At 63.5% G+C, this 13,360-nt stretch carries 12 protein-coding genes and 1 riboswitch; of the genes, 6 read left to right on the top strand and 6 right to left on the bottom strand.

Going from position 1 to position 13,360, the window contains the following annotated elements:
* Position 1 precedes the first annotated feature (1 nt).
* Both YQ44_RS25350 and YQ44_RS25345 read right to left on the bottom strand, forming a co-directional pair.
* Positions 2–679, bottom strand: a complete 678-nt coding sequence (locus YQ44_RS25350; protein WP_071325727.1) for a DUF484 family protein — start codon at positions 677–679, stop codon at positions 2–4.
* A 184-nt stretch (positions 680–863) separates the two neighbouring features.
* Positions 864–1,883 carry a porin gene (locus YQ44_RS25345; protein WP_071325726.1) on the bottom strand — a complete coding sequence of 340 codons (1,020 nt, stop codon included), beginning with the start codon at positions 1,881–1,883 and terminating at the stop codon, positions 864–866.
* Positions 1,884–2,300: 417 nt separating this feature from the next.
* Between YQ44_RS25345 and YQ44_RS25340 the strand changes: the two genes are divergently transcribed.
* Positions 2,301–3,830, top strand: a complete 1,530-nt coding sequence (locus YQ44_RS25340; RefSeq protein WP_071325725.1) for a tetratricopeptide repeat protein — start codon at positions 2,301–2,303, stop codon at positions 3,828–3,830.
* Between the two features lie 10 nt (positions 3,831–3,840).
* Here YQ44_RS25340 and dapF read toward each other — a convergent pair whose 3' ends face one another.
* From dapF to YQ44_RS25325, 3 genes are read right to left on the bottom strand one after another with little or no spacing between them, the layout of a single operon-like run.
* Positions 3,841–4,704, bottom strand: coding sequence for a diaminopimelate epimerase (gene dapF, locus YQ44_RS25335; protein WP_071325724.1), 864 nt, complete (start codon positions 4,702–4,704; stop codon positions 3,841–3,843).
* Between the two features lie 11 nt (positions 4,705–4,715).
* Positions 4,716–5,591, bottom strand: a complete 876-nt coding sequence (locus YQ44_RS25330) for an LpxL/LpxP family acyltransferase (protein WP_071325723.1) — start codon at positions 5,589–5,591, stop codon at positions 4,716–4,718.
* A complete protein-coding gene (locus tag YQ44_RS25325; protein WP_071325722.1) occupies positions 5,588–6,457 on the bottom strand; it encodes a lysophospholipid acyltransferase family protein in 870 nt (289 codons plus the stop codon). Before YQ44_RS25325 ends, YQ44_RS25330 begins: the two co-directional genes overlap by 4 nt.
* A gap of 188 nt (positions 6,458–6,645) precedes the next feature.
* Between YQ44_RS25325 and metK the strand changes: the two genes are divergently transcribed.
* From metK to metF, 4 genes are all read left to right on the top strand, one after another.
* A complete protein-coding gene (gene metK / locus YQ44_RS25320; protein ID WP_071325721.1) occupies positions 6,646–7,812 on the top strand; it encodes a methionine adenosyltransferase in 1,167 nt (388 codons plus the stop codon).
* Positions 7,813–7,935: 123 nt separating this feature from the next.
* Positions 7,936–8,004: riboswitch (S-adenosyl-L-homocysteine riboswitch) on the top strand.
* Positions 8,005–8,031: 27 nt separating this feature from the next.
* Positions 8,032–9,456 (top strand): adenosylhomocysteinase, encoded by a 1,425-nt coding sequence (gene ahcY / locus YQ44_RS25315; protein ID WP_071325720.1) that lies wholly within the window; start codon positions 8,032–8,034, stop codon positions 9,454–9,456.
* 81 nt (positions 9,457–9,537) lie between these two features.
* Positions 9,538–9,894, top strand: a complete 357-nt coding sequence (locus YQ44_RS25310; protein ID WP_071325719.1) for a phage holin family protein — start codon at positions 9,538–9,540, stop codon at positions 9,892–9,894.
* Positions 9,881–10,711 carry a methylenetetrahydrofolate reductase [NAD(P)H] gene (gene metF / locus YQ44_RS25305; RefSeq protein ID WP_071325718.1) on the top strand — a complete coding sequence of 277 codons (831 nt, stop codon included), beginning with the start codon at positions 9,881–9,883 and terminating at the stop codon, positions 10,709–10,711. The genes YQ44_RS25310 and metF overlap by 14 nt, the downstream gene beginning before the upstream one ends.
* Before the next feature lie 15 nt (positions 10,712–10,726).
* On the opposite strand, the gene YQ44_RS25300 is transcribed toward metF, so the two are convergent.
* Positions 10,727–11,254, bottom strand: a complete 528-nt coding sequence (locus YQ44_RS25300) for a 5-formyltetrahydrofolate cyclo-ligase (RefSeq protein ID WP_071325717.1) — start codon at positions 11,252–11,254, stop codon at positions 10,727–10,729.
* A 158-nt stretch (positions 11,255–11,412) separates the two neighbouring features.
* Here YQ44_RS25300 and YQ44_RS25295 point away from each other — a divergent pair, with 158 nt between their 5' ends.
* A complete protein-coding gene (locus YQ44_RS25295; RefSeq protein ID WP_232250994.1) occupies positions 11,413–13,338 on the top strand; it encodes a lytic transglycosylase domain-containing protein in 1,926 nt (641 codons plus the stop codon).
* The last annotated feature ends 22 nt before the right edge of the window (positions 13,339–13,360 follow it).

Below are 13,360 nucleotides of genomic sequence, written 5' to 3'. Positions count from 1 at the left end.
CTCAGGCAGGCGCACCGGCGCGCAGCGCGGCCAGGGCGGCGCTGGCCGTGGCGCCGATGTGCACGAGGAAATCCGTGCCCATGCTCGAGGTGAAGCGTTCGCTGTCGGGCGAGCCGAGCACCAGCAGGCCGAAGGTGCCCGTGGTGCCGGGCGCGCGTAGGGCGATCATGACGGTCGATTCGATTTTCTCGGCCTGCAGCCAGTGCACGGCTTCGAAATCGCGGTTGCTGCCGCAATACGGGGCTTGCAGGCTGTTGGCGAACATGCGCACGTCGGCCGTGACATCTTCCGTGAACCAGCCGTTGGCGTGTTCCGGCAGCACTTGCCACAGGCGCAGGCTGACGTAGGGCACGTCGAAATTGCTTTGCAGCGCATCGACCAGCACGCGCGGCATGGCCGCATCGTTGCGCACCTGCAGCATGGCCTGGTTCCAGCCGTGGAATTTGCTGGCGATGTCGCCATTTTCCTCGGCCACGCGGCTCAGCTTGGACATGCGCAGTTCGAGCGCCTTGTATTTGTCGCGCATCACTTCCATTTGCCGCTCCTGCAGCGAGATGGTGCGTCCCGTCAGCGGGCTGCTCAGTTTGACTTCGCCGAGCAGAGCGGTATGCTCTTCGAAGAAATTCGGATGCTCGCTCAGATACTGGGCGACGGTGCTGGAATCGAGTGTGGCGGTCATTGATAGTGTCAGATGATAGAAGGGTGAACGCTTAATTCTAACCGAGAGTGCCGCGGCATAGGCGCAAAGGGCGCCACGTGCGTGCATTTTCCGCGCGCCCATGAAAAAGGCGGCATGGTTGCCCATGCCGCCTGGTCTTCCCTGCGTCTGGCCTGTCACCCGCAGCGGGCGACAGGCGCAGCCATTAGAAGTTGTGGTGTACGCCCAGACCGATGTAGGTGATCGAGGTGGCTGCCTTGCGGTTCGAGATGTCCGCGTACAGGTAGGTGCGCTTCGACAGGTTGTAGTCATAGCCCAGCGATGCCTGCTTGGTCTTGGTCACGCCATCCGGCGTTTTTTGACCGTAGCCAGCGCGGATCTTGCCTGGGCCGACGTCGTAGTTGGCGCCGACCAGCCATGCCTTGGTATCGGTATTGATGATTTTCAGGCCGCTGTCATCCTGATGCTGGTACGACGCCATCAGTTTCAGTTCCGGGACCGGATTGAACGATGCCGCAACCGACCACAGCTTGGCTTCCAGCGCATTGCGCTCGTAGGCGGCCATGGCGGCGAATTGCGAGTTGGTGTACGTGGCCGAGACCGAGTATGGATTCGAATCCGGCGTGGCATTGGCCGGTACGCCGTGGTTGCCAGGCGTGGCGATGACGGCGGCGTTGCCATTGGCTTCCTTGGCGGCGACGGTGGCGTTGATCTGGAAGCCGCTGAACACTGGCGAGTTGTAGAACACGGCGTTCGAGAAGCGGTTACGCGAGTTGCCTGGCGCGCTCAGTGGATCGCTGCTGTAGGCGGCCACGGTGATGTCGGTCTGGAAGCCGGCTGGCGTTGGCATGCCCGACCATGGTTCGAACGCGGTGCTCGATTCCTGGAATGCGGTCAGGCCACGGCCCAGGCGCACGGTACCGAAGTCGCCTTGCAGGCCGACGCGGCTTTGACCCTGGAACAGCGGACGGGAATTGTTTTCCAGCGTGCCGGTGTCGGATTCATAGCGAATTTCCAGTTGGAAAATGGCTTTCAGGCCATTGCCCAGATCTTCCGTGCCCTTGAAGCCCAGCTTGTTGTTGTCGCGTTTCGTCACGGCAGTGGTCGAACCGGTCGTTTTGCCCAGGCCAGCATCAACCGTGCCGTAGATTTGAACGGACGACTGTGCTTGTGCGGTTGCGGCAAATGCGCCGAAGAGTGCGAGGGCAACGAGTGATTTTTTCATGTCTTATTCCCTATTTAAAAGTGAGTTCCGTCCGAGATCCGAGCAGATTGAAATGCGCCAATTGCCGCGTTTCGATGAATGAACCTTAATTCCTCGGCGTGCCGGGCGCATGGGATTGGTCAAATATGCGTGAAAAGATTGGTGGAAAGCGCCATAAATCCATGGCCCTGTTGTATTTTCGTAACGCAGCGATTGCTTCGCGGCGGACGCCGGCGAGCGCCGTTTACCCCTGCCATACCTCGCGCAAACCCGCATGCTGGCGTGGTGGCGGCCCGATATTGTTGCGTTGAATCAAGTTCTTACGCCCGTATCGGCGGATTTGTGACACAAGGACGTTACACTAGGGGACGGCCTGCATCGACGGGCCCGGAGACCGTTCACCATTATTAGAATCATTGACTCAAATATCGAGAATCGATGGCAAATCGCGAAACACTAGGATTGATCAAGGGGGCGCGTGCGGGTGACGTTGCCTGTCAGCTGGCACTGGGACGCGTCTATCTGTTCGGGCAGGGCGTGCCGCAAAGTTTGCCCACGGCCCTGCACTGGCTGGCGCGGGCGGCCCAGGAGGATAGCCAGGAGGCATGTTTGCTGATCGGCACGCATGTGCCGTTCGAGCTGGCGCAACCGGCGGCCAAGGCGCTGATACCGTATTACGCGCAAGCGTACGATGCGGGACTGGTACAGGCCGGGCTGGTGCTGGCGCAACTGGTGCTGGGCAATGCCGCCAGCACCAGTTGCGACACCTTGCGGGCCAAGGCGCGCCTGGGGCTGGAGGCGGCCGTGCGCGCCGGCTTGCCCGATGCACAATGGCTATTGTCCTTGCAGCAAGGGCCGTCGGACGCGTTCATGCCGGCCGTCAGGCAGGCCGCGGCGCAGGGCGGCGATGTCGATACGCATGCGTGGCTGGAGCAGGCCTGGAACACGGGCGACCATGCGGCATTCCTGGCGCAGGGCTTGCCGCTGGCGCGCGAGCTGTTGCAGCGCCAGGCGGCGGCAGGCACGCGCACGCTCGCCCTCGATGCGCAGCAGGTGCTGTTGCTGTCGCGCTGCGCCCAGGCGTTGGCGCCCGGCGGCGGTGCCGAAGGCTGGCAGTGCTGCGAACTGGCGGCGCATGGCGGCGACCGCACGGCGCAGCTGGAGCTGGGACTCGGCTATGCGCGCATGGATGCGCATGGCCAGCGCCTGGCCACGCGCAATGGCGCGGCGAATTTCAAGCGGGCAGTGCGCTGGCTGACGCAGGCTGGCGAGCAGGGCCTGGCCGAAGCCTGGTTCGTGCTGTCGCGCATCTATACGAAACCGGAATTTTCCCAGCGCAATGTGGTCGAAGCCCAGTCCTGCCTCGAACGCGCTGCCGACCTCGGGCATGGCCCGGCCCAGCTCGAATGTGGGATGCATGCGTGGCGCACTCGCCGCGAAGGCGTGAACAGCGACGTGCGTGCCGCCTATTGGCTGCTGCAGGCGCAGGCGCAAGGCAGCCATGAAGCGGAGGCGGCGCTGGCGCGCATCGCGCCGCGCGGCGACGCCGGCGACTGGGGCCAGTGCGGCGTCCTGCATGCGGGCGCGCAGCGGCGCCAGCTGGGACAGAATCACCCCTTGCTGGCGGCGCGCCTGGAACTGGCGCGCTGCTTCCACCTGTCGCGCGCCGAAGCGCTGCTGCTCGATGTGCATGCGGCCGACCAGGGGCATTGCTTGTTGATCGATATCAGCGCCACGCACGGGCGCGGCAAGCGGCGCCTGGTGCTGATCCGCACGGCGCAGGAGCGCCAGGTGCTCGACCAGGTGATGCGCCTGTTCGAACGCGTCGATTGCGGCATGGATGGCCCGGAAGGCAATTACCGGCAGCGCTTGTACCGCCTGAAATGCTACCTGGCCGAGCTGGAGTCGGCGCAGGCGCACGTGCCGCAGGACGATCTGGCGCAGGAGCGGCAGTTCCTGGCGGCATGAGGCAAGGGGATTACAGTTCGATCGTGCCTTCGAACACGGTCACGGCCGGGCCCGTCATCAGCACGGGCTGGCCCGGACCTTGCCAGGCGATCGACAGTTCGCCGCCGCGCGCGCTGATGCGCACGGGCGAATCGAGCAGGCCGCGGCGTATGCCGGCCACGGCGGCGGCGCAGGCGCCCGTGCCGCAGGCGAGGGTTTCGCCCGCGCCCCGTTCGTACACGCGCAGTTTCACGTGGTGGCGGTCGACGATCTGCATGTAGCCGGCGTTGACGCGGCGCGGGAAGCGCGCGTGGCGTTCGATCAGCGGGCCCGACACTTCCAGCTCTTGCGCATCGACATCGTCGACCACTTGCACGGCGTGCGGATTGCCCATCGAGACCACCGACACCAGGACCGTGGCGCCATGGCCCGGCAAGGCCAGGTCCAGCGGCCACAGCAGATCCGTGCCTTGCGCCACGCCGTCCAGGCCATTCGCGTCGAACGGCACCAGCGCGGGCTCCAGCACGGGCGCGCCCATGTCGACCGTGATGCTGCCGTCCGCCTCGAGGCGCGGCGCGATGACGCCGGCCATCGTTTCCACGCTGATGCTGCGCTTGTCGGACAGGCCTTTTTCGCTGACGAACTTGACGAAGGCGCGGGCGCCATTGCCGCATTGCTCGACTTCGCCGCCATCGTTGTTATAGATGCGGTAGCGGAAGTCGCAGCCGGGCAGGCGTGGCTTTTCCACCACGAGGATCTGGTCGGCGCCGATGCCGAAACGGCGGTCGGCCAGGCGCTGCCACTGGGCCGGCGTGAAGTCGATGTCTTGGTTGATGGCGTCGATGACGATGAAGTCATTGCCGGCGCCATGCATCTTGGTAAAGTGGAGTTTCATGGTGTGCCGTGTCACTTGTGCTGGTTATAGAACGACGCTTCGCCTTCCGGGCGCGTCTTGAAGCGCTTGTGCGTCCAGAAGTATTCGGCTGGCGCCTCGCGCACGCGTTCCTCGATGAATTCGTTCATGCGGCGCGTGGCGGCCGTGATGTCGTCGCCGGGATAGTCATCCCAGGCCGGATAGTAGGTCACTTTCCAGCCCTGGTAGTTGGGCAGGAAGGTGGCGATGACGGGGATCACCTGCGCGCGCGCGGCCAGCGCCAGGCGCGCCGTGGCCGTCAGCGTGGCGGCCGGCACGCCGAAGAAGGGCACGAATTCCGCATCCTTCTCGCCAAAATCCATGTCCGGCAGCATGAAGTAGGGCAAGCCGTCGCGCAGCGCGCGCAGGATGGTCTTGATGCCGTCCTGGCGCGTAAACAGCTTGGGCGGCTTGAAGCGCGAGCGGCCCGCGCGCAGGGCCTGGTCGAAGACGGCATTCTTTTGCTGCACATACATCGACGAGGCGGAGATCTCCATGGCCGTGGCGGCGCCGGCCACGTCGAGGCAGACGAAGTGCGGGCACAGCAGGATGGTCGGCTTGTCGGCGATCTGCTGGCCCGGGAAGGCCGGCACTTTTTTGATCAGGCGGTTCAGGCGCGCTTCCGGGGCCCACCACAGGATGCTGCGCTCCCACACGCTGCGCGAATAGGCCTGGAAATGCTGGCGCGCCAGGGCCACGCGCTGCTGTTCCGTCAGTTCCGGCATGCACAGGCGCAGGTTGGTCAGGGCGATCCTGCGCCGCGTGGGCATGGCGATGAACAGCACGCTGCCGACGGCCACGCCGAAGCGGCCGAGGATGGGCAAGGGCAGCCAGTGCAGCAGCCACATGAAGGCGATCAGCAGTCTCATGCCTGCTCCTTGCCCGCATCCGGACTGGCTGGCGCCGGCGGCGGCGCGCCGCGCGGCACCTTGTAGCGGTTGTAGCTCCACAGGTATTGCGCGGGACTGCGTGCGATCAATTGCTCCATGGCGGCGTTGATGGTGCGCGCCTGCTCGGCCGAGGTACTGTCGAGCGATTCGGTGAAGGGCACGAAATGCACGACGTAGCCGCGCCCGCCCGGCAGGCGCTCGGCATAGGTGATGATGACTTCGGCGCCGCCCATCTGCGCCAGCTTGGCCGGCAGGGTCATGGTGTAGGCGGGACGGCCGAAGAAGTCGGCCCACACGCCTTCGCCCTCCTGCGGCACCTGGTCGGGCAGCAGGCCGATCGGCTGGCCTTTTTTCAGGCACTTGGCGAAGATGCGCACGCCCGACATGTTGGCTGGCGCCAGCATCAGGTTTTCGCGCGCGCGCGCGCCTTCGATCAGCGGTTTCAATGCGGCGCGCTTGGGCGGGCGGTACATGACGGTCAGCGGCGTGCGCAGGGCGATCTGCTGCGCGACGATTTCAAAGCAGCCCAGGTGCGGCGTCAGGAAGACGATGCCGCGGCCATGCTGCAACGCTTTTTCCACCAGTTCCCAGTTTTCCACGGTGGCATGGCGCGCCACGCGCTCGGCCGGCGCGCACCAGATGAAGGGCAGTTCCAGCACGCTCTTGCCCGCTTCGGCCACGGCCGTGTGCAAGTGTTGCGAAAACCCCGCACCTTGCATGTTCTCGCGCATGCGGCGCCGGTAGGATGGGGAAATGGCATAAATCACCCAGCCGAGCGCAGCGCCCAGGCCATGCAAGACCGGCAAGGGAAAGACGGATAAGAAGCGGAAAATAGGGACTAACATGAATAAGCTGTTTCCAGGAATGGCGTGTTGCCGTGCCAAAATTTTTTAAGAAGCGTAAAATACCACGTATGCAGTAACCGCTGAGTTAATAGACAACTTGCGAAGCGGAATATAAATATCGCTAAAGCGTCGCAGGCAAAATCCTCTTTACTGCGACAGAACATTCACATAGTAATCAGGAGCTTGCAATGTCAAACGACTATCTCTTCACTTCCGAATCCGTCTCGGAAGGCCATCCCGACAAGGTTGCCGATCAAATTTCCGACGCCATCCTTGACGCCATCCTGACCCAGGATCCAGCCGCCCGCGTGGCCGCCGAAACCCTGTGCAACACCGGTCTGGTGGTGCTGGCTGGCGAGATCACCACCCACGCCAATGTGGATTATATTCAAGTTGCGCGCGAAACCATCAAACGCATCGGCTACGACAACACGGAATACGGCATCGACTACAAGGGTTGCGCCGTGCTGGTGGCCTACGACAAGCAGTCGCCGGACATCGCGCAAGGCGTCGATGAAGGTGCGGGCATTGACCTGGATCAAGGCGCTGGCGACCAGGGCCTGATGTTCGGCTACGCCTGCGATGAAACGGCCGAGCTGATGCCTGCTGCCATCCACTACGCGCACCGCCTGGTCGAGCGCCAGTCGCAGCTGCGCAAGGATGGCCGCTTGCCATGGCTGCGTCCGGATGCGAAATCGCAAGTGACCCTGCGCTACGTCGATGGCCGCCCGGTCGGCGTGCACACGGTCGTGCTGTCGACCCAGCATGCACCGGAAATTTCCCATTCGCAGATCGAAGAAGCGGTGATCGAGGAAATCATCAAGCCCATCCTGCCGCGCGAATGGCTGACCGAAACGAAATTCCTCGTCAACCCGACGGGCCGTTTCGTCATCGGCGGTCCGCAAGGCGATTGCGGCTTGACCGGCCGCAAGATCATCGTCGATACCTACGGTGGCGCGGCCCCGCACGGCGGCGGCGCGTTCTCGGGCAAGGATCCGTCGAAAGTCGACCGTTCGGCAGCCTACGCGGCCCGCTACGTGGCGAAGAACATCGTCGCCGCCGGCCTGGCGCGCCAATGCCAGGTGCAGGTCAGCTACGCCATCGGCGTGGCCAAGCCGATCAACATCACCGTCTACACGGAAGGCACGGGCGTGATTCCCGATGCGGAAATCGCCAAGCTGGTGCTGGCGCACTTCGACCTGCGTCCGAAGGGCATCGTGCAAATGCTCGACCTGCTGCGCCCGATTTACCAGAAGAGCGCCGCCTACGGCCACTTCGGCCGCGAAGAGCCGGAATTCACGTGGGAGCGCACCGACAAGGTGGCCCTGCTGCGCGACGCCGCCGGCCTGAAGTAATCTAGTCAGACTGGCAAGCAAAGCGCCCCGGCCTGCTGGCCGCGGGCGCTTTTTTTATGTGTTGTTACGTGGCAATGCCGTGCAAACAGGCTGGCGCGGCGGCCTTGACAATGATAAAATCCCGTGTCCGAGGAGCGTTGCGACGAAGAAATTCGCCAGGCTCGGAATATCCTGCAACCGCGCTCACGTACCTTTTTCAACAACTGAAAGGAGGGCGTGATGAACGCCGTACTCAAATCGCAACACGACTACACCATCGCCGATATCACCTTGGCCGCATGGGGCGACAAAGAAATCAAGATTGCTGAAACGGAAATGCCTGGCCTGATGGCCATCCGCGAGGAATTCGCGGCAGCGCAGCCCCTGAAAGGCGCGCGCATCACCGGTTCCATCCACATGACCATCCAGACCGCCGTGCTGATCCAGACCCTGGAAGCACTGGGCGCGCAAGTGCGTTGGGCATCGTGCAACATTTACTCGACGCAAGACCACGCCGCCGCCGCCATCGCCGCCGCCGGCACGCCGGTGTTTGCCGTCAAGGGCGAGTCGCTGGACGACTACTGGGAATACACGCACCGCATCTTCGAATGGCCATCGGTTGACGGCAAGGCTGTCTACTCGAACATGATCCTCGACGATGGCGGCGACGCTACCTTGCTGCTGCACCTGGGCGTGCGCGCGGAAACCGACCTGTCGGTGCTGGCCAACCCCGGTTCGGAAGAAGAAATCTGCCTGTTCAACTCGATCAAGAAACACTTGCTGGCCGATCCGACCTGGTACTCGAAGCGCCTGCCGGAAATCCTCGGCGTGACGGAAGAAACCACCACCGGCGTGCACCGCCTGTACCAGATGCACAAGGAAGGCAAGCTGGCCTTCCCTGCGATCAACGTGAACGATTCCGTCACGAAATCGAAGTTCGACAACCTGTATGGCTGCCGCGAATCGCTGGTCGACGGCATCAAGCGCGCCACCGACGTGATGATCGCCGGTAAGGTTGCCGTCATCGCCGGTTACGGTGACGTCGGTAAAGGTTCGGCGCAAGCCATGCGCGCCCTGTCGGCCCAGGTGTGGGTGACGGAAGTCGATCCGATCTGCGCACTGCAGGCGGCGATGGAAGGCTACCGCGTGGTAACCATGGATTACGCCTGCGAACACGGCGACATCTTCGTTACCTGCACCGGCAACTACCATATCCTCACGCACGATCACCTGACGCGCATGAAAGACCAGGCCATCGTCTGCAACATTGGTCACTTCGACAATGAAATCGACGTCGCTTCGCTGAAGCAATACGAGTGGGAAAACATCAAGCCGCAAGTCGACCACATCATCTTCCCGTCGGGCCGCCGCATCATCCTGCTGGCCGAAGGCCGCCTGGTCAACCTCGGTTGCGGCACGGGCCACCCATCGTACGTGATGAGCTCGTCGTTTGCCAACCAGACGATCGCCCAGATCGAGCTGTACGCGAACACGGCCAACTACCCGGTCGGCGTGTACACCTTGCCGAAACACCTCGATGAAAAAGTCGCGCGCCTGCAGCTCAAAAAGTTGAATGCGCAGCTGACGGAACTGACGCAAGAGCAAGCCGACTACATCGGCGTGCGCACGGAAGGTCCATACAAGCCAGACCACTACCGCTACTAATCGGTAGTCCGGGGCTGTAACTCATCCTCCGAGGGCCGGCGTCCGCCGCCGGCCTGACCTCACTTTTGACAGGCTAGAGAAATGCGCTTGCTACTGATTTGGTTTATCAATGCGGCAGCCCTGTTTGCCGTCCCGTATCTGATGCACTCGGTGACGATGAGCAGCGGCTGGACCGCGCTGCTGGCCGCCGCCGTGCTGGGACTGGTCAATGCGCTGATCCGTCCTTTGCTGATCCTCTTGACCCTGCCCGTGACGTTTTTGTCGCTGGGCTTGTTCATCCTGATCATCAATGGCTTCATGTTCTGGCTGGTGGCGCAGATGATCGACGGTTTCCATGTCGCCAGTTTCTGGTCGGCCGTGGGTGGTGCATTGCTGTACAGCGTCATTTCCTGGGCCTTGTCGACCTTACTTTTGAGTCATGACGATGGCAAACCATAACTTCAGTATTGAGTTTTTCCCGCCGAAAACCCCGGAAGGGGCGGAAAAGCTGCGCGCCACGCGTGTCAAGTTGTCTGAATTGCATCCGAAGTACTTCTCGGTGACGTTCGGCGCCGGCGGCACCACGCAGCAGGGCACGCTCGACACCGTGCGCGAGATCCTGGCGGCCGGCGAAGAAGCCGCGCCCCATCTGTCTTGCGTCGGCGGCTCGCGCGAATCGATCCGCGCCGTGCTGGCCGATTTCAAGGCGGCGGGCGTGAATCGCATCGTGGCCTTGCGCGGCGACTTGCCGAGCGGCTATGGCGCCTCCGGCGAGTTCCGCTACGCCAACGAGCTGGTGGAATTCATCCGCGCCGAGACGGGCGACCATTTCCATATCGAAGTGGCAGCCTATCCGGAAGTGCATCCGCAAGCCCGTTCGCCGCAGGATGACCTGAACGCGTTCGCGCGCAAGGTGCAGGCCGGCGCCAATGCCGCCATCACCCAGTACTTCTACAATGCCGACGCGTATTTCCAGTTTGTCGAGCAGACGCAGAAGATGGGCATCAACGTGCCTATCGTGGCCGGCATCATGCCGATCACGAATTACACGCAGCTGATGCGCTTTTCGGACATGTGCGGCGCGGAAATTCCACGTTGGGTGCGTCTGAAACTGGCCAGCTTTGGCGACGACAGCGCCTCGATCAAGGCCTTCGGCCTCGACGTGGTCACGGGCCTGTGCGAGCGCCTGCTGGAAGGCGGCGCGCCAGGCTTGCATTTCTATAGCATGAACCAGGCGGCCGCCACGACGGCCTTGTGGCAGCGCCTGGTCAAGTAGCCGCGTTCTGATCCGTCAGAGCAGATCGCCCTCGGTCACGATGTGATCGAGGGCGATGTCGTATTGGCCGTTAGGAAAGCTTGCCGCCAGGCAGGCATACGCGATGCCGAGCGTGCGCGGACGCGGCGTTTGCGCCAGGGTGCGGTCGTAATAGCCGCCGCCATAGCCGAGCCGGTAGCGTTCCGCGTTAAAACCCAGGCAGGGCACCAGCAGGGTCGCGGGCGCCGGGCGCAGGCGCAACTGCGCCGGCACGGCCACGCCCATGCCATCTTTGACCATGGGCTCGCCCGGCGTCCAGCCGGAAAACGCCAGCGGCGCATGCTTTTCCAGCACCACCGGCAAGGACAATGCCACGCCGCGCGCGGCCAGCTGCGCATACGCGCCGTGCAAGTCCGGCTCGCCATGCAGGGGCCAGTACACGCCCAGTTCCTCGATATTTTCCTGCGCGCACCAGTCGAGCAGGCGCCGCGCGATGGCCGCATCCCATTGCGCGCGCGTGGCCTCGGGCAGGGCGCGCCGGGCCGCCAGCAAGGCCTTGCGCAAGCCGGCTTTGTCCTGTGGCGCAATGGGTGGCCGTGTAGCCGGATCGCATGTTATTCTAGGGTCGCTATTCATATCACCATCAAGTTAAGATTGAGAGTCGTACATTGATTTCCCCACTGAAATGGATTGCCGGCACGATGCTGTGTGTTGCATCGGCCATGTCTCCCCTGGCCGTCCTGGCCCAGGTGTCCGCCACTGCAACGCCCGCCGCGCCCGATACGCGCAGCGAGGACGACGCCTTCCTGCTGCTGCGCGACGCCGCGCGCAAGGATGACGTCGACAAGGCGGACTTCTATGCCGGGCGCCTGACGAATTACCAGATTCCCTCATATGTTGACTATTATCGGCTGAAACCGCGCATCAAGCAGTTGAGCGAAGCGCAATTTCGCGATTACCTGAACCGCTACAAGGGCAGCGCCATCGCCGACCGTTTCCGCAACGACTGGCTGCTGGAGCTGGGCCGCAAGCGCGACTGGCTCATCTTTGATGAACAATACCCGCAATTCGCCCTCGACGACGACACCCAGCTCAAGTGCTATGCGCTGATGTCCCGCATCGCCAAGGGACAGAACGTGGCGCCCGAGGCGCGCACCCTGCTCGTGTCGCCGCCCGGCTATGGCGAAGCGTGCGGCAGCCTGATCGCCGCGCTGGCGCAAAGCGGCCAGTTCGACACGAACGACCTGTGGGCGCAGATCCGCCTGGCGGGCCAGACCAATGCCACGGGGCCGGCGCGCCGCATCGCGCTGCTGCTGGGCGCATCCGACGCGAAGATGGCGCAGGCGATCGACTTGCCGGCGCTGGTGCTGGCCAAGGGCGCGGGCGCCAGCCGTGCCGACCATGAAATGTACCTGGTGGCTGTCGGCCGCATGGCGAAAAGCACCTTGAAGCTGGGCGTGGTGGCCCTGCAAAAGGCCAGTGCGCAACTGACGGCGCAGGAACAGGCCATCGGCTGGGCCAGCCTGGCCCTGCAGGCGTCGTATGCGCTGGCGCCGGAAGCGTTTGAGTATTGGCAAAAAACCAATGGCGCGCCCCTGACCCAGGAGCAGATGCAGTGGAAGGCGCGTATCGCCTTGCGCGAAGGTAACTGGCCGCTGGTGAAGGCCAGCATCCAGGCCATGCCGGCCTCGCTGCGCGCGGACCCGACCTGGGTGTACTGGCTGGCGCGCGCGCAGCAGGCGGAAACGCCGGGCCGCCCGAACGCCCAGGCCGACGCGCTGTACCGCACGATCAGCGAACAGTCGAACTTCTATGGCTTGCTGGCCAACGAGGAACTGGGCAACCATCTGGTCTTGCCGCCGCCGGGCCAGCCGATCAGCCCGACGGAAATCGCCGCCATGGCCGCCAATCCGGGCCTGCAGCGGGCCTTGAAATTTTTCAACATGCGTTTGCGCTTCGAAGGCACGCGCGAGTGGAACTGGGAATTGCGCTCGATGACGGACCGCCAGCACCTGGCGGCCGCGGAATTTGCGCGCCAGAACAATGTGCTCGACCGCATGGTCAACACCTCGGACCGCACGCGCCTGGAAGTGGACTATACGCAGCGCTATCCGACGCCGCACGACGACGTCATGCATCCGGCCACGCAAACCCTGGGTCTGGACAAGGCCTGGGTGTATGGCCTGATCCGCCAGGAATCGCGCTTCATCATGGATGCGCAGTCGCACGTGGGCGCCTCCGGCCTGATGCAGGTCATGCCGTCGACGGCCCGCTATGTGGCCAAGAAGATCGGCCTGACCGATTTCGTCACGGAAACGCTGAGCGATGTGCGCACCAACGTCTTGCTGGGCACCAACTACCTGAACATGGTGCTCGGTGGCCTGGACGGCTCGCAAGTGCTGGCCAGCGCCGCCTATAACGCGGGACCGGGGCGCCTGCGCATCTGGCGCGCCACCATGACGCGGCCGCTGGAAGGCGCCATCTTTGCCGAGATCATTCCCTACACGGAAACGCGCGGCTACGTGAAGAACGTGATGGCCAACGCCACCTATTACGCGGCCCTGTTCGAAAAGAGCCCGCAGTCGCTGAAGGCGCGCCTGGGCACCGTGGGACCGAAAAACAGCGCCGTCGCGGCCGATTTGCCTTGAACCTTTCCTGGAATAGCTGATT

The organism is Janthinobacterium sp. 1_2014MBL_MicDiv (genome assembly GCF_001865675.1).
Classification (GTDB): domain Bacteria; phylum Pseudomonadota; class Gammaproteobacteria; order Burkholderiales; family Burkholderiaceae_D; genus Janthinobacterium.
The sequence above is the reverse complement of the archived record's forward strand: the minus strand, read 5'-3'. Positions and strand labels throughout refer to the sequence as shown.